Origin of the sequence: Phenylobacterium sp., assembly GCF_004297125.1 — a bacterium.
Taxonomy (GTDB): Bacteria; Pseudomonadota; Alphaproteobacteria; order Caulobacterales; family Caulobacteraceae; genus Phenylobacterium.
Genome location: NZ_SCVD01000034.1, coordinates 47,182 through 69,996, shown reverse-complemented (window position 1 = coordinate 69,996; position 22,815 = coordinate 47,182). Strand labels below are relative to the sequence as shown.

General features: G+C 69.2%; 28 protein-coding genes and 1 pseudogene. 18 read left to right on the top strand and 11 right to left on the bottom strand.

Annotation, left to right across the window (positions count from 1 at the left end):
• The 3 genes from EPO51_RS23475 to EPO51_RS23465 form a co-directional block, all read left to right on the top strand.
• The coding region (locus EPO51_RS23475) for a GTP cyclohydrolase II (RefSeq protein WP_465246634.1) at positions 1-358 on the top strand (358 nt) is incomplete at its 5' end.
• 306 nt (positions 359-664) lie between these two features.
• The gene (locus tag EPO51_RS23470) at positions 665-2,347 is read left to right on the top strand and encodes a M10 family metallopeptidase C-terminal domain-containing protein (protein WP_293355488.1); all 1,683 of its coding nucleotides are present in this window, start codon (positions 665-667) and stop codon (positions 2,345-2,347) included.
• A 99-nt stretch (positions 2,348-2,446) separates the two neighbouring features.
• On the top strand, positions 2,447-3,142 hold the full coding sequence (locus tag EPO51_RS23465) for a DUF1013 domain-containing protein (RefSeq protein WP_293355485.1): 696 nt from the start codon (positions 2,447-2,449) through the stop codon (positions 3,140-3,142).
• Between the two features lie 42 nt (positions 3,143-3,184).
• Here the strand turns inward: EPO51_RS23465 and EPO51_RS23460 are convergent, their stop codons facing one another.
• Positions 3,185-3,358, bottom strand: a complete 174-nt coding sequence (locus tag EPO51_RS23460; protein ID WP_293355482.1) for a YdcH family protein — start codon at positions 3,356-3,358, stop codon at positions 3,185-3,187.
• A 120-nt stretch (positions 3,359-3,478) separates the two neighbouring features.
• Here EPO51_RS23460 and EPO51_RS23455 point away from each other — a divergent pair, with 120 nt between their 5' ends.
• The 3 genes from EPO51_RS23455 to EPO51_RS23445 are packed head-to-tail and all read left to right on the top strand — an operon-like array spanning position 3,479 to position 4,814.
• The gene (locus tag EPO51_RS23455) at positions 3,479-4,078 is read left to right on the top strand and encodes a UbiX family flavin prenyltransferase (RefSeq protein ID WP_293355479.1); all 600 of its coding nucleotides are present in this window, start codon (positions 3,479-3,481) and stop codon (positions 4,076-4,078) included.
• Positions 4,079-4,080: 2 nt separating this feature from the next.
• The gene (locus tag EPO51_RS23450; RefSeq protein ID WP_293355476.1) at positions 4,081-4,524 is read left to right on the top strand and encodes a TIGR02444 family protein; all 444 of its coding nucleotides are present in this window, start codon (positions 4,081-4,083) and stop codon (positions 4,522-4,524) included.
• A gap of 47 nt (positions 4,525-4,571) precedes the next feature.
• A complete protein-coding gene (locus EPO51_RS23445) occupies positions 4,572-4,814 on the top strand; it encodes a YdcH family protein (protein WP_465246633.1) in 243 nt (80 codons plus the stop codon).
• A 1-nt stretch (position 4,815) separates the two neighbouring features.
• On the opposite strand, the gene EPO51_RS23440 is transcribed toward EPO51_RS23445, so the two are convergent.
• A complete protein-coding gene (locus EPO51_RS23440; protein WP_465246632.1) occupies positions 4,816-5,538 on the bottom strand; it encodes a GGDEF domain-containing protein in 723 nt (240 codons plus the stop codon).
• A 128-nt stretch (positions 5,539-5,666) separates the two neighbouring features.
• Between EPO51_RS23440 and purE the strand changes: the two genes are divergently transcribed.
• From purE to EPO51_RS23420, 4 genes are read left to right on the top strand one after another with little or no spacing between them, the layout of a single operon-like run.
• Positions 5,667-6,146 (top strand): 5-(carboxyamino)imidazole ribonucleotide mutase, encoded by a 480-nt coding sequence (gene purE, locus EPO51_RS23435; RefSeq protein WP_293355473.1) that lies wholly within the window; start codon positions 5,667-5,669, stop codon positions 6,144-6,146.
• An 11-nt stretch (positions 6,147-6,157) separates the two neighbouring features.
• Positions 6,158-7,237 carry a 5-(carboxyamino)imidazole ribonucleotide synthase gene (locus EPO51_RS23430; protein ID WP_293355470.1) on the top strand — a complete coding sequence of 360 codons (1,080 nt, stop codon included), beginning with the start codon at positions 6,158-6,160 and terminating at the stop codon, positions 7,235-7,237.
• Between the two features lie 47 nt (positions 7,238-7,284).
• Positions 7,285-7,416, top strand: coding sequence for a hypothetical protein (locus tag EPO51_RS23425; RefSeq protein ID WP_293355467.1), 132 nt, complete (start codon positions 7,285-7,287; stop codon positions 7,414-7,416).
• The gene (locus EPO51_RS23420; RefSeq protein WP_293355464.1) at positions 7,413-7,610 is read left to right on the top strand and encodes a helix-turn-helix transcriptional regulator; all 198 of its coding nucleotides are present in this window, start codon (positions 7,413-7,415) and stop codon (positions 7,608-7,610) included. The genes EPO51_RS23425 and EPO51_RS23420 overlap by 4 nt, the downstream gene beginning before the upstream one ends.
• A gap of 43 nt (positions 7,611-7,653) precedes the next feature.
• Here the strand turns inward: EPO51_RS23420 and EPO51_RS23415 are convergent, their stop codons facing one another.
• Both EPO51_RS23415 and EPO51_RS23410 read right to left on the bottom strand, forming a co-directional pair.
• The gene (locus EPO51_RS23415) at positions 7,654-8,427 is read right to left on the bottom strand and encodes a molybdopterin-dependent oxidoreductase (protein ID WP_293355461.1); all 774 of its coding nucleotides are present in this window, start codon (positions 8,425-8,427) and stop codon (positions 7,654-7,656) included.
• Entirely contained in the window at positions 8,424-9,263 is an 840-nt protein-coding gene (locus EPO51_RS23410) for a cytochrome b/b6 domain-containing protein (protein WP_293355458.1), read from the bottom strand. The genes EPO51_RS23415 and EPO51_RS23410 overlap by 4 nt, the downstream gene beginning before the upstream one ends.
• 121 nt (positions 9,264-9,384) lie before the next feature.
• Here EPO51_RS23410 and EPO51_RS23405 point away from each other — a divergent pair, with 121 nt between their 5' ends.
• Positions 9,385-9,675, top strand: a complete 291-nt coding sequence (locus EPO51_RS23405) for a hypothetical protein (RefSeq protein WP_293355455.1) — start codon at positions 9,385-9,387, stop codon at positions 9,673-9,675.
• A 51-nt stretch (positions 9,676-9,726) separates the two neighbouring features.
• Positions 9,727-10,641, top strand: coding sequence for a thioesterase family protein (locus EPO51_RS23400; protein WP_465246631.1), 915 nt, complete (start codon positions 9,727-9,729; stop codon positions 10,639-10,641).
• Here EPO51_RS23400 and EPO51_RS23395 read toward each other — a convergent pair.
• Positions 10,638-11,510 carry an alpha/beta fold hydrolase gene (locus EPO51_RS23395; RefSeq protein WP_293355449.1) on the bottom strand — a complete coding sequence of 291 codons (873 nt, stop codon included), beginning with the start codon at positions 11,508-11,510 and terminating at the stop codon, positions 10,638-10,640. The two genes, EPO51_RS23400 and EPO51_RS23395, sit on opposite strands and share 4 nt — an antisense overlap.
• A 38-nt stretch (positions 11,511-11,548) precedes the next feature.
• On the bottom strand, positions 11,549-12,835 hold the full coding sequence (locus EPO51_RS23390) for an MFS transporter (RefSeq protein WP_293355445.1): 1,287 nt from the start codon (positions 12,833-12,835) through the stop codon (positions 11,549-11,551).
• Positions 12,836-12,907: 72 nt separating this feature from the next.
• On the opposite strand from EPO51_RS23390, the gene EPO51_RS23385 reads away from it, so the two are divergent.
• From EPO51_RS23385 to EPO51_RS23375, 3 genes are all read left to right on the top strand, one after another.
• The gene (locus EPO51_RS23385; RefSeq protein WP_293355442.1) at positions 12,908-13,519 is read left to right on the top strand and encodes a TetR/AcrR family transcriptional regulator; all 612 of its coding nucleotides are present in this window, start codon (positions 12,908-12,910) and stop codon (positions 13,517-13,519) included.
• Entirely contained in the window at positions 13,519-13,986 is a 468-nt protein-coding gene (locus tag EPO51_RS23380; protein WP_293355439.1) for a DUF488 domain-containing protein, read from the top strand. Before EPO51_RS23385 ends, EPO51_RS23380 begins: the two co-directional genes overlap by 1 nt.
• A gap of 170 nt (positions 13,987-14,156) precedes the next feature.
• On the top strand, positions 14,157-15,032 hold the full coding sequence (locus tag EPO51_RS23375) for a crotonase/enoyl-CoA hydratase family protein (RefSeq protein WP_293355436.1): 876 nt from the start codon (positions 14,157-14,159) through the stop codon (positions 15,030-15,032).
• Positions 15,033-15,187: 155 nt separating this feature from the next.
• Here the strand turns inward: EPO51_RS23375 and EPO51_RS23370 are convergent, their stop codons facing one another.
• The 3 genes from EPO51_RS23370 to EPO51_RS23360 form a co-directional block, all read right to left on the bottom strand.
• Positions 15,188-16,402, bottom strand: coding sequence for a pentapeptide repeat-containing protein (locus EPO51_RS23370; protein WP_293355433.1), 1,215 nt, complete (start codon positions 16,400-16,402; stop codon positions 15,188-15,190).
• 95 nt (positions 16,403-16,497) lie between these two features.
• Positions 16,498-17,451, bottom strand: coding sequence for a magnesium transporter CorA family protein (locus tag EPO51_RS23365; protein WP_293355430.1), 954 nt, complete (start codon positions 17,449-17,451; stop codon positions 16,498-16,500).
• Positions 17,452-17,511: 60 nt separating this feature from the next.
• The gene (locus EPO51_RS23360) at positions 17,512-18,186 is read right to left on the bottom strand and encodes a CHAP domain-containing protein (protein WP_293355427.1); all 675 of its coding nucleotides are present in this window, start codon (positions 18,184-18,186) and stop codon (positions 17,512-17,514) included.
• Positions 18,187-18,687: 501 nt separating this feature from the next.
• Between EPO51_RS23360 and EPO51_RS23355 the strand changes: the two genes are divergently transcribed.
• The gene (locus EPO51_RS23355; protein WP_465246630.1) at positions 18,688-19,479 is read left to right on the top strand and encodes a TerC family protein; all 792 of its coding nucleotides are present in this window, start codon (positions 18,688-18,690) and stop codon (positions 19,477-19,479) included.
• A 25-nt stretch (positions 19,480-19,504) separates the two neighbouring features.
• On the opposite strand, the gene EPO51_RS23350 is transcribed toward EPO51_RS23355, so the two are convergent.
• Positions 19,505-20,452 (bottom strand): ABC transporter ATP-binding protein, encoded by a 948-nt coding sequence (locus EPO51_RS23350; protein WP_293355421.1) that lies wholly within the window; start codon positions 20,450-20,452, stop codon positions 19,505-19,507.
• A gap of 110 nt (positions 20,453-20,562) precedes the next feature.
• Between EPO51_RS23350 and EPO51_RS23345 the strand changes: the two genes are divergently transcribed.
• Entirely contained in the window at positions 20,563-20,850 is a 288-nt protein-coding gene (locus tag EPO51_RS23345) for a zinc-finger domain-containing protein (protein ID WP_293355418.1), read from the top strand.
• Positions 20,851-21,488: 638 nt separating this feature from the next.
• Positions 21,489-21,590 (top strand): annotated as a pseudogene (locus EPO51_RS28180) (PEPxxWA-CTERM sorting domain-containing protein); the annotation flags it as partial.
• A 37-nt stretch (positions 21,591-21,627) separates the two neighbouring features.
• Here the strand turns inward: EPO51_RS28180 and dnaN are convergent.
• On the bottom strand, positions 21,628-22,746 hold the full coding sequence (gene dnaN / locus EPO51_RS23335; RefSeq protein WP_293355411.1) for a DNA polymerase III subunit beta: 1,119 nt from the start codon (positions 22,744-22,746) through the stop codon (positions 21,628-21,630).
• Positions 22,747-22,815: the final 69 nt, after the last annotated feature.

The window sequence follows — 22,815 nt, the reverse complement described above, 5'->3', positions numbered from 1 at the left end:
CGAACCCGACAGGCCCACCCTCGTGCGCATGCACCGCGTCGACCTGGCCACCGACATGCTGGGCGCGGTGGAGACCCGCCGCGAATACGTCCCCAAGGCGCTGAAGGCGCTTTCGGAATATGACGGCGCCTCGGTGGCGGTGTTCATCCGCGACTCGAACCCGCACTGGCTCAGCGAACGCTACGGCCAGCCCCAGGCCGACCACACCGACAACGTGCTGCGGGACTACGGGATCGGCGCCCAGATCCTCTCCGACCTCGGCGTGCGCGACATGCTGCTCCTGACCTCGTCGCAGACGGTCCTGCCGGGCTCGGCGGGCTATGGCCTGAAGATCGTCGGCCGAGCGCCGCTGGAGTAGCAACCCGACGCCGGCGCTCCAGCGGCGAACGCCTGACCGATCTGCGCAAACTGCGGCGCCCATGCCGCAGCCGGCGGGGCTCTCCGCGCGTACAATCCGTGCGCGCAGAAGCCGCGTGGTTTCCGCGTTGTGCGGATTCACCCCTTCCCTTAAGAAAATAGTGGGGACGGGTTTTGCTAGAGTGCAAAGATGCCCGTCGACACTTCCCCCCTTTCCGCAGACGCGACGTCGCTCGCTTCCCGCCCCTTCGACGCGACGGGGAATTCGGTCCCTTGCGCGTGCCCGCTTTGCACCGGGGCGGCGACGGTGTCCGAGGCGGACGCCGCCACGGGCCAGTCCTACCTGAACGCCGACCAGCGGGCCGGGACGGTGGTGAACGGCAAGGAGAGCTTCACCATCGACCGGGCGGGCCTGCAGCTCACCGGCTTCGATGAACAGACCATGGCGCCGGCTCCAGGCTGGGGTGGCGTGGCGGGGCGGTCGTTCACCGTCACCTACGCCTTCCGGTCGACCGAGCCGGCCAGCATGCCCGGCGATACCGAGGGCTTCCAGCGCTTCAACGCCCAGCAGATCTACCAGGCCGAGCAGGCCATGCAGGCCTGGGCCGACGTGGCCAACATCCGCTTCGTGCGCGTGGGCATCGGGACCGCCGGGGAAGGCGCCTATTCCAACGACGCCGCGATCCTGTTCGGCAACTACACGTCGGGTGAGAGCGGCTCTTCCGCCTTCGCCAATTTCCCCGGCAGCACCAGCTCGACCAGCACGGCCGGGGACGTCTGGATCAATGTCACGGCGGGGACCAACAGCCTGCCCAGCATGGGCAACTACGGGGCCCAGGTCCTGATCCACGAGATCGGCCACGCCATCGGCCTGGCGCACCCGGGCGACTACAACGCCGGCGACGGCGACAGCCCGATCACCTACGCCAGCTCCGCCGAGTACTACGAGGACAGCCGCCAATATACGGTGATGAGCTACTTCTCGGAGAGCAACACGGGGGGCAGCTATGGCGGCCGCTACGCCGCCGCGCCGCAGCTCGACGACATCCGCGCCGCCCAGATCGAGTACGGCGCGAACATGAGCACCCGGACCGGCGACACGGTCTACGGCTTCAACTCGACCGCCGGCCGCGACTGGTTCGCCGCGGCCAACAGCTCGAGCCGCGTGATCTTCGCCGTGTGGGACGCCGGCGGCCGCGACACCTTCGACTTCTCCGGCTATTCGCAGAACCAGGTCATCGACCTGCGCGAGGGCTTCTTCTCCAACGTCGGCGGCCTGACCGGCAACGTGGCGGTGGCCCAGGGCGCCAAGATCGAGAACGCCATCGGCGGGTTCGGCGCCGACACCATCAATGGCAACGCCCTCGACAACGCCATCGACGGCGGCGCCGGCTTCGACAGCGTCTTCTCCGGGGCCGGCAACGACACCATCGCTGGCGGCGCGGGGACCAGCTATCTGCGGGGCGAGGACGGCAACGACTCGATCGCCGGCGGGGCCGTCTTCGACGACATCCAGGGCAATACCGGCAACGACACCGAGCGCGGCGGCGACGGCGACGACTTCGTCGTGGGCGGCAAGGACAACGACGTGCTGTTCGGCGAGAACGGCGCGGACCTGGTCTATGGCAACATCGGTTCCGACACCTGCGACGGCGGCACGGGCGACGACATCGTGCGTGGCGGACAGGACAACGACTCCATCTCCGGCGGCGACGGCGCGGATTTCATGTCCGGCGATCGGGGTTCGGACACGGTCAGCGGCGGCGCCGGGGCGGACATCTTCCACATCTCGTCCGACGCGGGCAGTGACCGGGTGCTGGATTTCAACCTGGCGGAAGGCGACCGGGTCCAGCTGGATCCCGGCGCGACGTTCAGCGTGGCCCAGGTCGGCGAGGACACCGTAATCACCCTGGCGTCGCCCAGCGACCAGATGATCCTGGTCGGCGTGCAGATGGGCGCGCTGACCCCGGGCTGGATCTTCGGGGCCTAAGACCGAGAATCCCGTTTTCAGGCCGACGTAACCGGCCTATATGAAAAACCTCACCGCCCGGCCGAAAGGCCGGGCGCCTTCGTTTTCGGGACTACGCCCATGACCCAGATCCTCATGCCCAAGGCGACCGCCGTTTGGCTCGTGGACAATACCTCGCTGACCTTCGACCAGATCGCCGATTTCTGCGAACTGCACCCGCTGGAAGTGAAGGGCATCGCCGACGGCGAGGTGGCGCGCGACATCCGCGGCGCTGACCCGATCGCCAACGGCCAGCTCAGCCGCGACGAGCTGGATGCCGCCGAGAAGAACGAAAAGTACCGCATGAAGGCGCAGAAGAGCCGGCACGCCGAGCTGCTGAAGCCGGTGAAGAAAGCCCCGCGCTATACGCCGGTGTCGCGCCGCCAGGACCGCCCGGACGCCATCGCCTGGTTCATCCGCAACCACCCGGAAGTCGCCGACAGCCAGGTCGCGCGCCTGCTGGGCACCACCAAGGCCACCATCGACCAGGTGCGCAACCGCCAGCACTGGAACTCGGCGCAGATCAAGCCGGTCGACCCGGTGACCCTGGGCCTCGCCACCCAGCTCGAGCTGGACGCGGTGGTGAAGAAGGCGGCCGAAAAGAAGGCCAAGGACGACGCCCGCCGCGGCATCGTCGAGCCGGAGGGCGCCACGCTGCGCCCGGCGTCCGAAGCCGGTGTGGTCGAGGATGAGCCCGAGCACGAGACCGACCTCGACGCCGTGTTCGCCAACGAGCCGGAACTCGAACCCGAGCTCGACGAAGACGACGAGGACTAGAAAAGCCGTCCCTCCCCTGAAGAGGAGGGACGGGCGTGGAGATCAGTGCAGCTGGCCGCGGAGAGTTTCGATCTCTTCCTTCAGCCTGAGCTTCTGCCGCTTGAGTTCCTTGAGTCTGATGTCATCGGCCGAGGGCCTGCGCATTTCGTCCTGGATCGCTTGTTCCAGGGACTGGTGACGGGATCCGAGTTCACGGATCCGGGCATCTAGCGCCATGGCGGATGACCTCCTGAGCTGTTGGGACAGCCCGGGAGTGAACACCCGCTTCCTCCGGCTGTCAGATCACATATGTTTGCAGTCGGTCCGTTGAACCGGATCGTGTTTGGGGGCGTGCGCATGGCCAGGACGGACAAGCCGCGGCTGATCGTCGGCATCTCCGGCGCCTCGGGGATCGCCTACGGCCTGCGCGCCCTGGACGCCTGCCGCGATCTGGGCGTCGAAAGCCACCTGGTGATGAGCCGCTCCTCCGCCCTGACGCTGGCGCAGGAGACCGAGCTCTCGCCGGCCGACGTCCAGGCCCGGGCGGACGTGGTCCACAAGGTGGGCGACGTCGGCGCGGCGATCTCGTCGGGCTCGTTCCAGACCCTGGGGATGATCGTCGCCCCCTGTTCCGTGCGCACCATGAGCGAGATCGCCACCGGGGTGACCTCCTCGCTGCTGACACGGGCCGCGGACGTCACCCTGAAGGAACGCCGGCCGCTCGTCCTGATGATCCGCGAGACGCCGCTGCACCTGGGTCACCTGCGCACCATGGTGCGGCTGGCCGAGATGGGCGCCGTGATCGCTCCGCCCTTGCCGGCGTTCTACGCCAAGCCGAACAGCCTGGAGGAGATGGTCGATCAATCCGTGGGCCGGGCGCTGGACCTCTTCGGCCTCGATTGGAAGCCCGTGAAGCGCTGGGGCGAGGACATCCCGCCCATCCGGGGCGAGATCTGAGCATGGCGATCTGGGAGTGGGCGCTGGAGGCTTACGCCCGGCCGGGCGTGCCCGAGGCGTGCCTGAGGCTGCAGGACGTCCATGGCCAGAACACCTCGCTGCTGCTGTGGGCCGTCTATGCCGAGGCGAAGGACCCCGAGCTGCTGGCGCGGGCGGCTGAGGCCACCCGGGCGTGGGACCGTACGGCGCTGGTCCCGCTGCGCGACGTGCGCCGCGCGCTCAAGGCGCCGCTGCCGCCGGTGGACGACCACGCCCGCCTGGCGCTTCGCGAAGAGGTGAAGGGGCTGGAGCTGGCCGCCGAGCGCCTGCTGCTCGAGACGCTGGACGGCATGTCGCGGGGTCGCGGCGGGGCTCACGCGCTGGAGGCTCTGGAAGCGGCGTCGAAGGCGTGGGACAAGCCCGCGCCTGCAGGCGCCCTGGCTGAACTGGCCGCGGCCCTCGCTTGAGAGATGGACCATTCGTCGTACGGGAATTGAACCAGGCTGGTAGACGAATGGCCTGGGGTAGGGTGTCGGGGCCGATGATCGACTATTCCAACTTCTCGGACGAGGCCCTGGAGGCCCGGCTCACCGAACTGCGCCAGGATCACTCCGACCTGGACGCCGCCATCCACGCGCTGTCGAACACCGGCGTCCCGGATCTCATCGTCATCGGCCGCCTGAAGCGGAAGAAGCTGGCGCTGAAGGACGAGATCGCCAGGATCGAGGACTTCCTCAACCCCGACATCATCGCCTGACCTATCCCGCCCGGCGCTGGCGCTTGGCCGCGAACATCGCCGCGTCGGCCGCGGCGATCAGAGCTTCGGGGTCGGTGTCGGCGCTGATTTCGCGCACCCCGTAGCTGACGCGCAGGCGCGCCGCCTCGGCGCCGGGGATGCCCAGGTCCCGCTCGATGGCCTCGGCCAGGGCCGCGGCCTTGGCTTCGGCGGTCGCCTGGTCCGCCTGGACCAGCACCACGGCGAACTCGTCGCCGCCCATCCGCCCCACCACGTCGCTGTCGCGCACATTGGCGGCGAGCCGCTCGGCCACCGCCCGCAGGGCCGCGTCGCCGGCCGCATGGCCCAGGCGGTCGTTCAAGGCCTTGAAGCCGTCGAGGTCGAAATAGACCAGGCTCAGCGGGAAACCGTAGCGCTGGGCGGCGGTGCGGGCGCGACCCATCTCGCGCACGAAGGCCCGGCGGTTGAGCAGCGGGGTGAGGGGATCGCGGTCGGCCAGTCCCTCAGCGTCGTCGAGGCGCGCCTTCAGCCGGTCGACCTCGGCCTTCAGCCCGTCCAGTTCGCCCAGCAGGGTCTGGATGGCGGCCTGCACCGCCGGCGTCATCTCGGCGCGGGTGATCCCCAGGAAGGTGGCGCTGTCGACCCGCTGCGCCGCGATCGGCGCGGCCAGGGATCCCGGCGCGGCGACGCCACGGCGGTTGGCCGCAAGGGGTTCGCTACGTACGCCGCCGATCTTCATCGCCATCCCTGAAGGGTAACGCCATTCGACTTCACCACGGTTAAGGGAATCTAACCGTCCCGAGTTGTAAGCGCAAAGCCGGCGCCTATACTCCGCCGCCTTTCGGGAACCCCCGTACCAGGAATCCAGCACGCATGAGCGCGCCCGTCGCCATCATCATGGGCAGCCGATCCGACTGGCCCGTGCTCCGCCATGCCGCCGAGATGCTGGACGGGCTGGGCGTCGCCTACGAGGCCAAGGTGGTCTCGGCGCACCGCACGCCCGAGCGCATGTACAGCTTCGCCAAGGGCGCCAAGGCCGCGGGCTTCAAGGTGATCATCGCCGGCGCGGGCGGGGCGGCCCATCTGCCGGGCATGACCGCTTCGCTCACCGACCTGCCGGTGCTGGGCGTGCCGATCGAAAGCAAGGCGCTGAAGGGCATGGACAGCCTGCTCTCCATCGTTCAGATGCCGGGCGGCATTCCCGTCGGCACGCTCGCCATCGGGGAAGCGGGGGCCAAGAACGCCGGCCTCATGGCGGCGCGGATCCTGGCCCTGTCGGACGACGGCGTCGCCCAGCGCGTCGCCGACTTCGCCGCGAACCAGACCGCCAGCGTGTCCGAGGCGGTCGAGTAGAGACGAGACAGATGCCCGAGCTTCCGCTCCCGCCCGGTTCCACCCTCGGCATCCTGGGGGGTGGGCAGCTCGGCCGCATGCTGGCCCTGGCCGCCGCTCGCCTGGGCTTCGACGTGGCCGTGCTGGAGCGCGATGCCGATTCCCCCGCGGGCCGGGTGGCCGCCCACACCATCGTCGGCGCCTATGACGACCCCGCCGCGCTGGAGGCCCTGGCCGCCGTGGCGCAGGTGGTGACCTTCGAGTTCGAGAACGTGCCGGCCGCCTCGGTGCTGAAGCTGCAGGCGCTGGGCGTTGAAGTGGCGCCTGGCCCCGAGGCCCTGGCCGTCGCCCAGGACCGGGTGGCCGAGAAGCAGTTCCTGAACGCCAGCGGCGCGCCGACCGTGGCCTTCGCCGCGGCCGACACGGCGGAGGAGGCGGTGGCCGCCACCATGGAGATGGGCGCGCCCGTGCTCATGAAGACCCGCCGCGAGGGCTATGACGGCAAGGGCCAGCGCTGGGTGGAGCACGCCTCCGACGCCGCGGCGATCTTCGCCGAACTGGGCTCGGCGCCGGTGATCCTGGAGGCGCCCGCCGACTTCGTGCGCGAGCTGTCGATCATCGCGGCCCGGGGCCGCGACGGCGCCACCGCAATCTATCCCCTGGCCGAGAACCACCACGAAGGCGGCATCCTGCGCCGCAGCATGGCGCCCGCCCTGGTGAACGCCGACCTGGCCTTCCAGGCCGAGAAGATCGCCGCCCGGGTGCTGCAGGGCCTGGACTATGTGGGCGTGGTCGGCATCGAGCTCTTCGAGCTGAAGGACGGGACGCTGCTGGTCAACGAGATCGCGCCTCGGGTCCACAACACCGGCCACTGGACCCAGGACGGCTGCTCGGTGGACCAGTTCGAGCAACATGTCCGCGCCGTCGCCGGCTGGCCGCTGGGGCCGACCACGCCGCACGCGCGGGTGGAGATGCTGAACCTGCTGGGCGGCGAAGCCGACGCCTGGGCCAGGCTGGCCCACGAACCCGAGACCCGCCTCCACCTCTACGGCAAGCGCGAGGCCAAGCCCGGCCGCAAGATGGGCCACGTGAACAAGCTGAAGGCGCTATAGGCCGCGTGTAAGGTTAACCTTACATGTGTCGAAGGTCCGGCGCGGCCATGGCGATCGCCAGCGCCTGGGGGTTCGTGGAGAGCTACGCCCACGCGCCGCATATCCCCGGCTGGATGATCTATCGGCTGTTCTGGCTGTGCTTCGCCGTCGTTTCGCCCTTCGTGCGGACCACCCGGTGAGGAACCGTCTGAAGGCGCTGCGCGTCGCCCGCGGCTGGACTCAGGCGGACCTCGGCGACCGGCTGGGCGTCTCGCGCCAGGCGATCATCGCGCTGGAGAGCGACAGGCACGACCCGTCCCTGGACCTCGCCTACCGGATCGCCGCCCTGTTCGGAGAGCCCGTCGAGGCGATCTTCCAGAACCCGCACGCCTAGGGTCCGCTCCCCGAGCCGAATGCTTAGACGGGGGAGAGGATGTCTAGATTCCCGCGTACCACTGGTAGCCACGGTCGGGCCAGAAGCCGCCCTGGCCGCGGCCCAGGCCGTCCAGCGAGGCCACCGCCTCGACGCGCATGACGTACTTGGCGTGCTTGTACCCGAGCTGGCGCTCGACCCGCAGGCGCAGCGGGGCGCCGTGGCGCACCGGCAGGGTGGCGTCGTTCATCTGGTAGGCCAGGATCGTCTGCGGATGGTAGGCGTCGATCAGGTCGATGCTCTCGTAGTAGACGCCCGCCCCGTCCGTCGCCGACGGATCCAGGGTGTCGGCGCAGTGGAAGACGATGTAGCGCGCCTCGGGCTTCAGCTTCGCCCGGTCCAGCAGCGCCGACAGGCGAGCGCCCTTCCACTTGCCGATCGACGACCAGCCCTCGACGCAGTCGTGGCGGGTGATCTGGGTTCGGGACGGGGCGGCGCGGACCTCGGCCAGGCTGAGCGCCAGCGGGTGCTCCACCAGCCCGTCGACCACCAGCCGGTAGCCGGCGAAGTTCTCGCCCAGCAGCCGCAGGTACTCCGGATCCTGCGGCCGCATGGTGCCGTTGGGCTTGAAGTCCTTCGAGATGTCCGCCGCGGTGAACTCCCGCGCCAGCGCCTTTCGGTCCGTGACCGCCCGCTGGGCGTGCTTGGTCCACTTCTCGGCGACCTTCAGCACGCCGGTGAAGGTCGGGTTCGTGGCGAGCCTGTCGCAGCCCGCCAGCCATAGCGATCCCAGGGTGGCCCCGGCGGCGGCCAGCCAGCGGCGGCGGTCGAGGCTCATGGCCGCTTCCCTTCGACTTCGCCCGAGACTTCGATGGCGTAGCGTCCGGTGATCATGGAGCGGATGTTGTTCCAGAGTCCCGACACGACCACCAGCGCCAGGTGGACCACGATGAAGAGCACGATGCCGCTGGCCGAGAGGAAGTGGATGGTCCGCGCCGACTGCCGCCCGCCGAACAGGTCGATCAGCCCGGGGACCGTGGCGTTGAAGCCCGGCGACATGCACAGCCCGGTCAGGACCATCAGCGGCAGCAGGACGACGATGACCAGCAGGTAGGTCAGCTTCTGGATCACGTTGTAGGTCCGCGCCGCCTCGCCCCTGGGGAACTGCAGCCGCGCGTGTGTGGCGATCTCGTGCAGGATATTGCGCGGCCTGAGTTGGGCGCGGGTGGGCAGCAGGTCCCTGGCCACGTGGCCGCCGATTAGGCCCCAGGCCCAGTAGACCAGGCCGTTCAGCACGAAGACCCAGGCGAAGAAGAAGTGCCAGCTTCGCCCGGCGCCCAGGTCGCGCCAGCTCGGCACGGTGGCCCAGGCCGGGAAGCCGCGTTGCTCGCGCGCGCCTTCAGCCCCCGACCAGCCGAACAGGCCCGTCGTGTCGAAGGTGAGGTCGCCCACGGTGGTGATCCCCCGCGGCTGGCCGGCCACCTCCACCTTCCGCATCGAGACCCACGGGTCGGCGAAGGTGGATTTGGCGCCCCAGTAGAGCGCCGGATGGGCGTTGAAGATCTGCAGGCCGCTCATCAGCAGCAGGCTGACCGCCAGCACATTGAGCCAGTGGGTGATCCGCGTGACGCCCGAGTGGCGGCGGACCAGCACCTTGGCGGGCTTATCGGCCATGGGTTCCTCCGATCCACAGTGTGGCGCCGGTCGCCTCCGGGCGCGACCCCGCGAAAGGTATCGGAACGATACCCCGGCCGACCGCGCTACCGAGATGGACGATATTCAAGGGAGCTTCGCCATGGGCGCCGAGAAAACCCCGAACGATGACAAGATTCAGTCCGAGGGCCGCAAGGACAACGCCGCCCAGCACCTGAACGCCGCCGAGCCCAACGCCGGGGCGGAACGCTATCCGCCGGTGAGCAAGGATGACGGCGTCGAGAGCCCGGCCGGAGAGCGACGCTCCTTCGAAGGCGCGGACAACCCGCGGCCGCGGCAGGGCGCCGGCGACGGCGGTCCGGATCCTTCGCTGAACCAGAGCGCGGCGAAGCGGGGCGCGGACACGCCTCCCGCCGAAGAGGGCAAGCGCTAGCCCCGGACCGCGCGCACCCCTAATCTCCCGCCTCGAACGGGGAGCTTGGGCGTGGCGGAAGTGGAAGTGTGGCGCGGCGGTGTGGGCAGCTGGGAATGCGACCAGATGGGCCACCTCAACGTCGGCTTCTACGTCGCCAAGTCGATGGAGGCGCTGGCGGGGCTGGCGGCCGAGCTCGGAATGCCGGGCGCCTTCGCCGCCAACGCCGAGGCCACCTTGGTCGTCCGCGAGCAGCACATCCGCTTCATCAAGGAGGCCCGCCCCGGCGCCCCGCTGACCATGACCGCCGGCGTGATCGAGCTGGGCGAGGCCGACGCCCGCCTCATGCTGCTGATGCGCCACCAGGACGGGGAGCTGGCGGCCAGCTTCCAGACCCTGGCCGCCCACGCCACCGCCCGCGACGGCCGCGCCTTCCCCTGGCCCGACCGCATCCGGGCGCACGCCGAGGCGTTGAAGGTCGAGATTCCGGCGAACGCCGCCCCCCGCTCCATCGGCCTGGCCCCCGTCGAGACCCAGGCCAGCCTGGCGCGGGCCGAGGCGCTGGGGCTGGTCCGCACCGGCCTGCGGGTGGTCGACGCCCAGGACTGCGACGCCTTCGGCCGGATGCGCACCGAGACCTTCATGCACCGCCTGTCGGACGGCATTCCGCACCTCTTCGCCGGCCGGCGCCCTGGGGCCGCGGACACCGGACGGAAGGTGGGCGGCGCGGCGCTGGAGTATCGCCTGATCCACCACGCCTGGCCCCGGGCCGGCGACCGGCTGGAGCTGCGATCGGGTTTGGCCGGCGGCGACGCGCGCTTCCGGCGGATGATTCACTGGCTGCTGGACCCCGACACCGGCCGCCCGTGGGGCAGCGCCGAGGCCATCGCCGTCTCCTTCGACCTGGAGACGAGGAAGCTGATCACCCTGTCGGACGAGGAACTGGCCCGGGTGGAAGGGGATGCGGTGAAGGGCCTGGGGCTTTAGGCCGCGACGTCCAGCAGCGCCTCGCGCACCAGGTCCGGGCGTTCCATCGGCAGGAAATGGCTCGTGCCGGGAACCACCTCGATGCGGAAGCGGCCGGTCGCCTCGAGCTCGGCCTGGCCGCCGTCCAGCCGCGCCGTCGAGCCGTTCTCCGCCCGCAGGATGCGGATCGGGCAGCGCGTCGCGCGGAAGGCGGCCCAGGGATCGTAGTTGTGGGTGCGGAAGTTGGACGACTCCCAGGCGGGCGCGCAGGTCAGCGTCACCTGGCCGTCGGCGGTGTCGCGGAACCCGGCCTCGACATAGTCGGCGAGCTGCGCCGGGCTCCAGGTGCGGAAGGCGCCCCGGCCCGTATAGGCTTCGAGCGCGGCCGCCTTGCTCGGGAACACGGCCCGCCGCCGCAGCGCGCCGTCGGCCAGCGGATTGTCGGTCATGCCGGCGTGGGGCATGCCCAGCCCGAAGATCACCGGGTCGAACAGGGCCAGGGCCTTCACCCGCTCGGGCCGGGCGGCGGCGGCCAGCAGGCTGGACGTGCCGCCCATCGAGTGGCCCGCCAGCACGACCGGGCCGCTCGTCTCCGCGGCCAGCAGGGCCAGCAGGTCCTCGCGGAACTCGGTCCAGCCGTCGCGGCCCTCGATCACCGTGGGCAGGCTGGAGGCGCCGTGGCCACGCATGTCGACCGCCAGGATCCGCAGCGAGCCCCCCAGCGGCGCCAGGATGGTGCGGTAGGTGCGGGCGTTGAAGCCGTTGGCGTGGGAGAAGACGATGTCCACGGGCCGGTCGGCGGGACCGAAGTCCAGCACCGCCATCTCGCCGCCCCGCGCGGGCAGCGCCACCCGCCGCGCCCGCGGCTCGAATTCGACCATCGCGTTCATGGACGCTTCCTATCGCGGTGACGCGGCGACAGGAAAGCTCATCCCGCGGGAACCGGCGTCGCGGCGGGCCCGTCGCCCTCGCGCCGGATCATCAGGGCGGCGCAGGCCGCGACGATCCCCAGGCAGCCGGCGATCACGAAGGCCCCCAGGTAATTGCCCTGGATGTCGCGCAGCACGCCCGCCCCGAAGGCCGCGGTCGCCGCGCCCACCTGATGGCCGAAGGCGACCCAGCCGAACACGATGGGCCCCTCCCGCTCGCCGAAGTTCTCGGTGGCGAGGCGGACGGTCGGCGGCACCGTGGCCAGCCAGTCCAGGCCGTAGAACACCGCGAAGATCGACAGGCTGACCACGTCGAAGCTGAGGAACGGCAGCGCCATCAGCGAGAGGCCGCGCAGGGCGTAGTAGATGAACAGCAGCTTGCGAGGGTCGTAGCGGTCGGTAAGCCAGCCGGAGGCGGTGGTGCCGACGATGTCGAACGCGCCCATGGCCGCCAGCAGCGCGCCGGCCTGGACCAGCAGCAGGCCCTTGTCGCCGCAGAACGAGATCAGGTGCGTGCCCACCAGGCCGTTGGTGGTGAACCCGCAGACGAAGAAGGTGGCGAACAGCAGCCAGAAGGCCGGGTTGCGGCCCGCCTTCACCAGCACCGACAGCGCCAGGGCCACGGCGTCGCGGGCCCGGCCCGACGGCGGCGGGGGCTCGACCTCGGTCGCGCCATAGGCGGGCTGTCCGATGTCGGACGGCCGTTCCGGCAGCAGGAAGAAGACCAGCGGAACCAGCAGGGCGGCGACCACCGACACGGCGATCACCACCGGCCGCCAGCCGCCGGTCTCGGCCAGGGCCGCCATGCCGGGCAGGAAGATCAGCGAGCCCGTGGCGGTCGAGGCGCTGAGCAGGCCCATGACCAGCCCGCGCCGGGCCACGAACCAGCGGTTCACGACCGTCGCCCCCATGGCCAGCGCCACCGCGCCGCTGCCGAAGCCGGACAGCACGCCCCAGGTGAGGACATAGTGCCAGGGCGCCGTCATGAAGAGGCTGAGCGCCGTGGAGACGCTCATCAGCACCAAACCTCCGAGCAGCGTGCGCTTCACGCCCAGCGTCTGCATCAGGGCCGCGGCGAACGGGCCGACCAGGCCGTACAGGAAGATGCCGATGGCCGCGGCGGCCGAAAGCTGCCCCCGCTCCCAGCCGAAGGCCTGGTGCAGCGGCGTCAGCAGCACGCCCGGCGCCGAGCGCAGGCCGGCGGCGGCCAGCAGGCTCAGGAAAGTGACCGCGGCCACCACCCAGGCGTAGTTCTGGCCGAAGGGCCGCCTCTGTGCTATGCTCATGTGACTGACCGGTACGGAAATTCTTGCCTCCATTTCCATACGTACCGGTCTGTAACATTGTCAAGGCTCGCCATGACCCACCCCCCCAAAGACCTGCCCAAGGCGCCCAAGGCCTCGGAACGCATCCTGACGACGGCGAACGAACTGTTCTACCGCGAGGGCACCCGCGCCGTCGGCGTGGACGAGATCGTCTCCCGCGCTGGCGCCACCAAACCGACGCTCTATCGCGCCTTTCCCTCCAAGGACCACCTGATCGCCGCCTACCTCGAGGCGCAGGGCGACGGCTTCTGGGCCTATTTCGAGGAGGCCGTGCAGGGCCATCCGGACGATCCCAAGGCGCAGATCCTGGCCTTCTTCGACGCCCTGGGCGAGCGGGCTACCCGGCCGGGCTACCGCGGCTGCGCGCTCACCAACGCCGCGGTGGAATATCCCGCCGCCGACCACCCCGGCCGGCTGGTCTCGGTGGAGCACAAGCAGGGCCTGCGCGAGCGACTGCGGGAGATGACCAAGGCGATGGACGCCCGCAAGCCGAAGAAGCTGGCCGACTCGCTGCTCCTGCTGATCGAGGGCGTCTATGTCTCCAGCCAGCTGTTCGGAAAGGACGGTCCGGCGGCTGCAGCCCGAGGGGCCGCCGAGGCGTTGATCGAAGCCCATACCAAAGAGGGCCACGCCAAGGAGGCCTGATGCCGACCCCGCCCGAGAGCTTTCCATTGGCGACTATCGGCTACGAATCCGCGCCCCAGGCCAAGGTCATTGACGCCTTGAAGGCCGCCGGCGTCGAAGTCCTGATCGACGTGCGGGCCGTCGCCGCCTCGCGCCGCGCCGGCTTCTCCAAGGGCCTGCTGTCGTCCAGCCTCGAGGACGCCGGCATCGAGTACATCCACCTGCGGGCGCTGGGCACGCCCAAGGAAGGCCGCATGGCGGCGCGCAAAGGCCGGACCGCCGAGATGCGCGAGATCTTCGAGGCCCATCTGGCCGAGCCCGAGGCCCAGCTTCAGCTCGCCAAGGCCATCGAGATCGCCAAGACCCGGAAAGCCGCCCTGCTCTGCTACGAGGCCGACCACCGCGGCTGCCACCGCTCCATCGTCGTCGAACGGATGCAGGAGGCCGCCGACTTCCGGGTCGAGAACCTGGAACCGTCTACACTGTAAACTTGCCCCCTGAGCAATCGGCGGTTCACTTGAACAGCCGATTGCTCAGGACCTTTGCTTGGAAAAATAGACCATTCGTCGTGCCGGGATCGAACCAACCTGAGCGCCGAATGGTCTGGCCTTCCCCGACGTCCTGGCGCGATGATCCCCCCAAAGCCAGGGAGGACGCCATGAACGCGCCGGCCGCCATCGACATCACCACCACCGACTGGACCTGTTTCGACGTCTCGATCCAGGACCATGTCGCCCACATCAAGCTGAAGCGCCCCGAGGCCATGAACACCATGGTCCGCGACTTCTGGAACGAGCTGCCGCAGATCGTCCGCGACATCGACGAGAATGCGCGGGCCCGTTGCATCGTGATCTCGTCCACCGGCAAGCACTTCTGCGCGGGCATGGACCTGGCCGTGTTCCAGGGCGGCGGCTCCACCTCGGCGCCGGCCTCGCAGGACCGCCACGTCAACGCCGAGGCCATGCGCTATCACGTCAAGCAGCTCCAGGACGCCTTCTCCTGCCTGGACGAGGCGCGGATGCCGGTGATCGCCGCGATCCAGGGCGGCTGCGTCGGCGGGGCGGTGGACATGACCAGCGCCTGCGACATCCGCTACTGCACGGCCGACGCCTTCTTCGTGATCCAGGAGATCAACATCGGCATGACCGCCGACGTCGGCACCTTCCCACGGCTGTGCAAGCTGATCCCGGAGGGCTGGGTGCGCGAGCTGGCCTATACGGGACGCCGCCTACCCGCGCACCGCGCCCGCGAGATCGGCCTGGTCAACGAGGTGCTCGACACCCACGAGCAGGTCGTCGACCACGCCCTGGCCACGGCCCGCGAGATCGCCGGCAAGGCGCCGCTGGCCGTCACCGGCTCGAAGGTGATGATCAACTACGCCCGCGACCACACCATCAAGGACGGCCTGGACTACATCGCCGTCTGGCAGACCGCGATGTTCTCAGGCCCCCATATGGCCGAAGCCTTCAAGGCCAAGGCCGAGAAGCGCCCCGGCGACTTCCCCGACCTGGCCCCGCTCCGCAAGGGGATGTGAGGGGCGCGCCAGCGCCACAAGACCACCGCCAAGGGGCCACGGACGCCAAGGGGCCTCGGCGGCCGAGGTGCCTTGGCGAACTTGGCGTCTTGGCGTCTTGGCGTCTTGGCGGTGATCTTTAACCTGCCTGCGGCGGGCTCTTCCGGCAGAGATTGCTACACTTCCAGCTCGGCGCCGGTGAGGTCGCAGCCGGCGATGCGGGCGCCGTCCATCTCGGCCTCGAGGAAGCGCGCGCGCGGCGCGTGGGCCCCGCGCAGGTCGGCCCCGCGCAACGAGGCGCGAGTGAAGTCGGTGCGCACGAAGCGGTCGTCGCCGATGGCCAGCGGCCCCATCTTGGCGCCGCGCATGTCCGCCCGGGCGAGCTGGGCGCCGGTGAAACGCGCGCCCCGCAGGTCGGCCTCGCGCAGGTTGGTCCCGCGGAAATCGCAGCCCGACAGGTCCGCGCCCTGCAGCTGGCAGCCCTCCAGGTCCATGCCGAAGAAGATCGACCGGGGCGCCGAGAGGCCCGACAGCCGCCGCTTCTTCAGTGACTTCATCGGCCGGAAGTCCACCTCGGACATCTTCAGCACCTGGCCCTTGCGGCCGGCGCTGTCGCAGAACTGCTCGTGCTCGGCCATCACCTCGCCCAGCGACTTGTCGTCGATGTAGAAGATCGGCGGCGGCGCGCGCAGCACGTCGGTCAGGTCGGCGTCGTCCAGCCGCGCCTGGCTCAGATTCACATTGGTCAGGACGGCGCGCTTCATCGAGCAACCGGTGAGGTCGGCCCCGCCCAGGTCGGCGCCCGACAGGTCGGCCCCGTCCAGCACCGCGCGCATCAGCTTCGCGCCGGTCAGGGTCGCGCCGGACAGATTGGCGTCCGTGAAGTCGCTGGTCATCGCCACGGCGCCGCTCATCTGGGCGCCCGCCAGGTTCGCGCCCGCCAGCACCGCGTAGTTCAGCTCGCCCGGCCGGTGCTCGTGGCGCAGGATCCGGAAGCCGTCCAGCTTGTCCTGCAGCGCGATGCGGCCCTCGCGCAGGTCGCACCCGGCCAGCTCCGCGCCCGCCAGGTTGGCGCCCCGCATGCAGGCGCCGCGCAGGTCGGCCCGCTTCAGGTTCACGTGCCGCATGTCGGCTTCGCGCAGGTCGGCGCCGAACAGGATCGCGCGGCTGAGGTTGGCCCGCGCCAGGGTCGCGCCCGACAGCTTCGCGCCGGTCAGGTCGGCGTCGCGCAGGTCGACGCCTTCGAGGCTGCAGTTGGCCAGGTCGGCATAGGTGAGGTTCAGCCGTCGACCGCCCGCACGGCCCGCCAGGTAGCGCTGGTGGGCGTCGAGCGCCTCGCGGAGCGCTTGGGCGTCGAGCGCCGTATGATGCTGTTGCGGTAAGGTGGACATGAGGCCTTCGCGTTCACCATGGCGCAAACGTCTTTAAGGATGAGTTGCGCGACAGCCTTAAGCGAACTTTGAACGCAACTTTCAGTGGCGAGGCTTCAAAGCCACCCGCGCCTCTTGAACCACAGCACCGGAAGCGCCGCGGCGATCAGCATGGCGAGCAGCGCCATGGGGTAGCCGCCCCGCCAGTGCAGCTCTGGCAGCACGTCGAAATTCATCCCGTAGATCGAGGCGATCAGGGTGGGGGGCATGAACACCACCGCCACCACCGAGAAGAACTTGATGATGCCGTTCTGCTCGATGTTGATTAGCCCCAGCGCCGCGTCCAGCAGGAAGGCGATGTGCGACGACTGGTAGCCGGCGTGCTCGGTCAGGGACTGGACGTCGCGCTGCAGGGTCTCCAGGTGCGCCCGGCACTCGGGATCGCTCGAGATCTCGGCCGCCAGGCTGGCGTAGCCCAGGGCGCGGGCCAGGCTGGCCAGGCTGTTGCGCGTGAGCGAGGTCACCGACTGGGCCTGCGACAGATCCGTCAGCAGCGGCCTGAAGTTGCCCCCTTGCGGCCGCTTGAAGATGGCGCCGGAGGCCTGCTCCACCTTGTCGCCCATGTCCTCGAGGGTCTTGGCCAGGCGTTCGACGACGGCGTCCAGCAGGCCCAGGAGGGCGGCGGACCCGCTCCGAAGGTCGCCTTCCGGCGCGCGCTCGGAGAAGACGCTGAAGGCGCGCAGGGGCTCGTAGCGCAGGGTGACCAGCAGGCCCTTGGCCAGGACGAAGGTCACCGGCGTGGCGAACGGCGCATCCTCGTGGCTGCGGGCCAGCAGGGTGGCGGTCATGAAGGTGCCGCCGGATTCCTGATAGAGGCGGCTGGAGGGCTCTAGGGCCTGCATCTCCTCGACCGTGGGCAGTTGCAGGCCGAGCGCGGCCTCGACGGCCAGCTCTTCGTCACGCGTCGGCTTCAGGAGGTCGATCCAGAGCACGTCGGGGCCGGGCCGCCAGGCCTCGCCCACCTGTTCCACCTGGGCGGCGCGCTGCCCGCGCCGAAGGACATTGAGCATGGCCGCGCCTCCGCCCGCACCTTGTGGGGGTGCGTCGGGAGCAGCGTCAACCGCGCTGGACTACTTGTTGGTGTCGCCGCCGCCGGTGGCTGCCGCGATCAGGGCCGCGATGCGGTCCGTCGAGTCCGCGGCCTGGCTCAGCACGCTGAGCGCGCCCTGGCCGGGACGGACGGCGCCGGCCATCTGCGATGCGGCCGACTGGGCCACGGCGATGGCGCCGTTCTGGACCTTGGACATGCCCGACGCCGCCATCACCCGGGCGCTCATATCCGGATAGATGAAACCGTGCGTGGAATAGGTCGAGCCGCCGAGGTCGCGGTTCGGGTCGTACCAGACCTTCACCTGGCTCCAGTCGCCGGAGGGTGAAACGTCGATGACCGTGACGTCCTTCTCCACCTTGCCGCGCGAACCCTCGATCGGGCTCCAGTTGGCATGGGTGATCTGGACGACGCGATCGGTCAGCACCTGGCTGACCACGGCCACGTGGCCGAGGCGCATGCGCGCCGTGGGCTTGAAACAGAGGACCGCGCCCGCGCGCGGCTGGAATCCGGTCTCGTACTTGCCCGCCGCCTGGTTCCACCAGGTCCAGGCGTCGCCGAAGATCTGGATGCCGGAAATCAGGCGCGCGAACGGCACGCACTGCCAATAGGTGTCGGCGACCGCCCCAGCGGGCGTGAAGGCGACGAAGGCCGCGGCGGCCAGGGAACCCAGGAGGGCCCGCGTCCGTTTGAGCATCTTCGGTGTACTCCCCGACACTACGAGTGAAGGGGTAACCGTATCCGCCTTGAGTGAAAAGAGGGTTTACGCCGCGTGGCGGGTTGTCGCGGGCGGTTTATCCACAGCTCGACTCAGGCATGAGGCCGAACGTATGGTCGAGTTCGCCAGTGAAACTCAGAAGTAACCCAGTGAAAAATCCGGATTGAAGAAAACTATTGCGGCACGCTTGCGGAACATCTCGTATTTGAGCTGCGGTTAACTTGAATTCGAACCCCTCGTTAACGGTCTGTAATTTTTTCTAGTCTTCCACTCACACTCTCGTAACAAGCCGAAACAAGAGCTCGGCGCCGCGGCGGCGACGTCTCCCAAGACTCGCCTAAGAGGAGAAATCCCCCGTTCACGAGCCCGTGAGCACCGGCGTTATGCACAAAAAACCGGCGCTGCAGAAAATCGCGCCGCACCCTGGCCATACGCGTACGCGCCGACTAGATACACGTACGGAATTCGCCGGAGGGATTGATGGATATCGCCGCGCTTGTCAGCGACCCCGCCGCCTGGGCCGCGCTCGTCACCTTGATCGTGATGGAGGTGGTGCTCGGCATCGACAACCTGATCTTCATCTCGATCCTCTCGAACAAGCTGCCCGAACACCAGCGGGCGCGGACGCGGCGCATCGGCATCGCGCTGGCGCTGGTGATGCGGCTGGCGCTGCTCTCGACCCTGGCCTTCATCGTCGGCCTGACCCAGCCGGTGTTCGCCCTGCCCTGGCAGGGCCCGATCGGCGAGCATGGCGAACCGCTCTTCGAACTGGCGTTCTCGTGGCGCGACCTGATCCTGATCGCCGGCGGCCTGTTCCTGGTCTGGAAGGCCACCACCGAGATCCACGAGAAGATGGAGCCCAGCGACGGCCACGGCGTCATGGACACCAAGGGCAAGGTGATCACCAACGCGGGCGCCGCGATCTTCCAGATCATCCTGCTGGACCTGGTGTTCTCGATCGACTCGATCCTGACCGCCGTAGGCATGACCGATCACCTGGCGATCATGATCACGGCCGTCGTGGTCACCGTGGGCGTGATGCTGCTGGCCGCCGATCCGCTGGCCAACTTCATCAACCGCAACCCGACCGTGGTGATGCTGGCCCTGGGCTTCCTGCTGATGATCGGGGCGGTGCTGATCGCCGACGGCTTCGGCGTCCACGTGCCGAAGGGCTACATCTACGCCGCCATGGCCTTCTCCGCCGGCGTCGAGACACTGAACATGCTGGCCAGGCGCAAGAAGCCCACGGTCATCGACAAGACCCTGCACTGACCTGCCGCACACCCCGGGGGGAAAGCTAGGCCCCGACCGTCACGCCCGACGTGAGGGATACGAACACATCTTCCAGGTCCGGGTCCTCGGTGGAGATGTCCTTGATGTGCAGGCCAGCGGCGCGGATGGCGGCCAGCACCTGTTCGACGCTGGACTGGCCGGTGCGGTAGGTCACCGAAAAACCTCCGGACTTCAGCAGCCTGGTCTCGAACCCCGGCAGCGCGGGGGCGGCCGGCAACGGCTCCTCCGGCGTCACCAGCACCATGCGGGTGTCCATCCGGCGCAGCAGGGTGGTCGTGGGCTCGCAGGCCACCACCTGGCCGCGGTTGATGATGGCGATCTGGTCGCAGAGTTCCTGGGCTTCCTCCAGGTAGTGGGTCGTGAGCACGATGGTCACGCCCTTGCGGTTCAGCTCCAGCACATAGTTCCAGAGCTGCTTGCGCAGCTCCACGTCCACCCCGGCCGTGGGCTCGTCCAGGATCAGCACCGGCGGATTGTGGACCATGGCCTTGGCCACCATCAGCCGGCGCTTCATGCCGCCCGACAGCTGGCGGACATAGGCCTTGGACTTGTCCGCCAGGCCCAGGGCGGCCAGCAGCTCGTCGGTCCGGCGCTCGGATTTCGGCACGGCGTACATGCCGGCGGCGACTTCCAGCGCCTCCCGCGGCGTGAAGAACGGGTCGGCGGCGATCTCCTGGGGCACGACGCCGATGGCGGCGCGGGCGTCGCGAGGGGTCTTGTCGATGTCGCGGCCCCAGATCGACACCGTCCCCGACGTCTTCTGGCAGAGGCCGGCCAGGATGTTGATGAAGGTGGACTTCCCCGCTCCGTTCGGACCCAGCAGCCCGAAGATCGACCCGCGCGGGATCGCCAGGTCCAGGCCCTTCAGCGCCTGCATCTCGGGCGTGGTCTTGGTGGCGGCGTAGGTCTTGACGAGATTCTTCGCCTCGATCGCGTATTCCGGAAGATCCATGGGGTCCTAAACTTTAGAAGGGCGGTCGTTGACGACGAAACCCACGCTCGCATACCTAGGCGCGCGTCGCCGCTCAGCCAAGCCGGGCGGCCTCAAAGGTATCGAAGAACATGGCCCGTAAGCCCGCCGCGAAGACCAAGGCCGAACCGGCCCCCGCCAAGCCGGCGCTCATCGTCGACCCGAACCCGCCCGAGGTGATCGTGGTGCGTACGGGCCGCATCGCCTGCGACGGCGTCGGCGGCGCCCTGGGCCATCCGCGGGTCTGGCTGGAGATGGGCGAGGCGACCTTCGTCGAGTGCCCCTACTGCGACCGGCGCTTCGTGCTGGCCGCCGGCAGCGAGGGTCCCGAGGACGAGTACCTGGCCCCCGGCGTCTACGAAGGCCCGCACGGGCACTGAGTTCGACCGGATCCGGCGCGCGGGCGCTTCGCCCGCCAAACGCGATTGACGAACGATGTTCGATATATGACGGTGGTCGCCGTCGGAAGGGGGCTCCTCCAACTCTAGGGGCTCTAATGAGATTGAAAACTGTAGCGGCTGGCCTTGCAGCCAGCTTGGCGCTGTCGGCTCCCGCGCATGCGCTGGTCGGTTACGCGGACGTCGTCCTGAATTTCTTCGACTCCGGAGCGGGGCCGATGGCGGGGCCGTACGGCGGCACGCTGCTGGGAGCTTACCCGGTTCCGGTCTCGACGTCAGTCGTGCTGGGGACGGACAGCGTCTCCGATCCTGACTTCCTGTCCCTGCCCACCGGCAGCTTCGTCACGGTCGGCTTCACGGACGAGATCGTGCTCGACGGCGTCGGCGACGACCTGTTCGTCGGCGAGACCGGAGGCAATGGCGAACAGGCCGACATCTTCGTCTCCTCGGACTTCATCAACTTCATCCTTCTGGGCACGGCCACAGACAACGCGCTGACGGGCTTCGACCTGGCCGACATCGGCTGGGTCGGTCAGGTCAAGGCGGTGAAGATCGTGGGTCTCGACAACCTCGGCGCGTCGCCGGGCTTCGACGTTACTTACATCCAGGCGCTGCCGGGCGCCTTCCAGGGCGTCCCCGAACCGGCGACCTGGGCCTTGATGATCATGGGCTTCGGCCTGGCTGGGAGCGCCGTCCGGCGTCGGAGAACGACCACCGCCTAGTCTGGCAGCGGCGCGCCTCACGGCGCGTCGCCTCGCCCTACACCCGCAGCGGCATCAGGATGTACTGGACGTCCGCGTCGCCCGGATCGAGCACCAGGGCCGGGTCGTTGGGGCCGCCGAAGCGCAGTTCCATCGCGCCGCCCGAGATCTGGTCGGTGATGTCCAGCAGGTAGCGGGCGTTGAACGACAGTTCGAAGGGCTCGCCGTCGTAATCGATCTCCAGCTCTTCCACCGCCTGGCCCGCCTCCATGTTGCGGACGGTGAGGACGACGCGGCCGGACTCGATGGCCATGCGCACCGAGCGGCTCTTCTCGGCCGAGATGGTGGCCACGCGGTCGACGGCCTGGGCGAAGACCTTGGCGTCGACCATCACCGTGCGGTCGTTGTCCTTGGGGATGACGCGGGCGTAGTCGGGGAAGTTGCCGTCGATGACCTTCGAGGTCAGGGCGGCGCCCCCCAGCTCCAGGCGCACCTTCTGGGGGCTGATCTGCAGGTCGACGTTCTCGCCGGCGTCCTCGAGCAGGCGGCGGATCTCGCCGATGGTCTTGCGGGGCACGATGACGCCCGGCGTCCCGGCCGCCCCCTCGGGCGCCGGCATGTCCGCCAGGGCCAGGCGCGAACCGTCGGTGGCCACGGCGCGCAGGCGCGGGGCGCCGTCGACGATCACCGTGTGGACGTACAGGCCGTTCAGGTAGTAGCGCGTCTCCTCGGCCGAGATCGCGAACCGGGTCTTGTCGATCAGCCGGATCAGGTCGTTGACGTCGACGGTCATCTTGCCGGCGAAGCCCTCGGCCGACATCACCGGGAAGTCGCCCGCCGGCAGGACCGGCAGGTTGAAGCGCGAGCGCCCGGCGGCCACGGTCAGGCGCGGATCCTCGCCCGTGAAGCTCAGCGAGACGTCGGCGCCCTCGGGCAGCTTTCGGACGATCTCGTAGAGGGTGTGGGCCGGCGCGGTGATCTGGCCGGGCTGGTCCACCTGGGCCAGGGCCTCGTCGATGATCTCCATGTCGAGATCGGTGGCCGAGAACGTCAGCCGATCCCGTTCCGCCGACAACAGGACGTTCGACAGGATCGGGATCGTGTTGCGGCGCTCCACGGCGCTCTGCACATGTCCCAGCGCGCGGAGCAGCGCGGCGCGTTCGATCGTAAGCTTCATATCGGTCCCGGCTCGCCAATCGTACGCGGTCGGCGAATCACCCGAGCCGGCGCACGCCCCGAAAAGAGG

What these genes read in the sequence shown, in the direction of transcription:
- EPO51_RS23465 (WP_293355485.1), top strand. Translation starts at nt 2,447, where the DNA reads ATGACCCAGATCCTCATGCCCAAGGCGACCGCCGTTTGGCTCGTGGAC.
- EPO51_RS23460 (WP_293355482.1), bottom strand. Translation starts at nt 3,358, where the DNA reads ATGGCGCTAGATGCCCGGATCCGTGAACTCGGATCCCGTCACCAGTCC.
- EPO51_RS23455 (WP_293355479.1), top strand. Translation starts at nt 3,479, where the DNA reads ATGGCCAGGACGGACAAGCCGCGGCTGATCGTCGGCATCTCCGGCGCC.
- EPO51_RS23450 (WP_293355476.1), top strand. Translation starts at nt 4,081, where the DNA reads ATGGCGATCTGGGAGTGGGCGCTGGAGGCTTACGCCCGGCCGGGCGTG.
- EPO51_RS23445 (WP_465246633.1), top strand. Translation starts at nt 4,572, where the DNA reads ATGGCCTGGGGTAGGGTGTCGGGGCCGATGATCGACTATTCCAACTTC.
- EPO51_RS23440 (WP_465246632.1), bottom strand. Translation starts at nt 5,538, where the DNA reads ATGGCGATGAAGATCGGCGGCGTACGTAGCGAACCCCTTGCGGCCAAC.
- purE (WP_293355473.1), top strand. Translation starts at nt 5,667, where the DNA reads ATGAGCGCGCCCGTCGCCATCATCATGGGCAGCCGATCCGACTGGCCC.
- EPO51_RS23430 (WP_293355470.1), top strand. Translation starts at nt 6,158, where the DNA reads ATGCCCGAGCTTCCGCTCCCGCCCGGTTCCACCCTCGGCATCCTGGGG.
- EPO51_RS23425 (WP_293355467.1), top strand. Translation starts at nt 7,285, where the DNA reads ATGGCGATCGCCAGCGCCTGGGGGTTCGTGGAGAGCTACGCCCACGCG.
- EPO51_RS23415 (WP_293355461.1), bottom strand. Translation starts at nt 8,427, where the DNA reads ATGAGCCTCGACCGCCGCCGCTGGCTGGCCGCCGCCGGGGCCACCCTG.
- EPO51_RS23410 (WP_293355458.1), bottom strand. Translation starts at nt 9,263, where the DNA reads ATGGCCGATAAGCCCGCCAAGGTGCTGGTCCGCCGCCACTCGGGCGTC.
- EPO51_RS23405 (WP_293355455.1), top strand. Translation starts at nt 9,385, where the DNA reads ATGGGCGCCGAGAAAACCCCGAACGATGACAAGATTCAGTCCGAGGGC.
- EPO51_RS23395 (WP_293355449.1), bottom strand. Translation starts at nt 11,510, where the DNA reads ATGAACGCGATGGTCGAATTCGAGCCGCGGGCGCGGCGGGTGGCGCTG.
- EPO51_RS23390 (WP_293355445.1), bottom strand. Translation starts at nt 12,835, where the DNA reads ATGAGCATAGCACAGAGGCGGCCCTTCGGCCAGAACTACGCCTGGGTG.
- EPO51_RS23385 (WP_293355442.1), top strand. Translation starts at nt 12,908, where the DNA reads ATGACCCACCCCCCCAAAGACCTGCCCAAGGCGCCCAAGGCCTCGGAA.
- EPO51_RS23380 (WP_293355439.1), top strand. Translation starts at nt 13,519, where the DNA reads ATGCCGACCCCGCCCGAGAGCTTTCCATTGGCGACTATCGGCTACGAA.
- EPO51_RS23375 (WP_293355436.1), top strand. Translation starts at nt 14,157, where the DNA reads ATGAACGCGCCGGCCGCCATCGACATCACCACCACCGACTGGACCTGT.
- EPO51_RS23370 (WP_293355433.1), bottom strand. Translation starts at nt 16,402, where the DNA reads ATGTCCACCTTACCGCAACAGCATCATACGGCGCTCGACGCCCAAGCG.
- EPO51_RS23365 (WP_293355430.1), bottom strand. Translation starts at nt 17,451, where the DNA reads ATGCTCAATGTCCTTCGGCGCGGGCAGCGCGCCGCCCAGGTGGAACAG.
- EPO51_RS23360 (WP_293355427.1), bottom strand. Translation starts at nt 18,186, where the DNA reads ATGCTCAAACGGACGCGGGCCCTCCTGGGTTCCCTGGCCGCCGCGGCC.
- EPO51_RS23355 (WP_465246630.1), top strand. Translation starts at nt 18,688, where the DNA reads ATGGATATCGCCGCGCTTGTCAGCGACCCCGCCGCCTGGGCCGCGCTC.
- EPO51_RS23350 (WP_293355421.1), bottom strand. Translation starts at nt 20,452, where the DNA reads ATGGATCTTCCGGAATACGCGATCGAGGCGAAGAATCTCGTCAAGACC.
- EPO51_RS23345 (WP_293355418.1), top strand. Translation starts at nt 20,563, where the DNA reads ATGGCCCGTAAGCCCGCCGCGAAGACCAAGGCCGAACCGGCCCCCGCC.
- dnaN (WP_293355411.1), bottom strand. Translation starts at nt 22,746, where the DNA reads ATGAAGCTTACGATCGAACGCGCCGCGCTGCTCCGCGCGCTGGGACAT.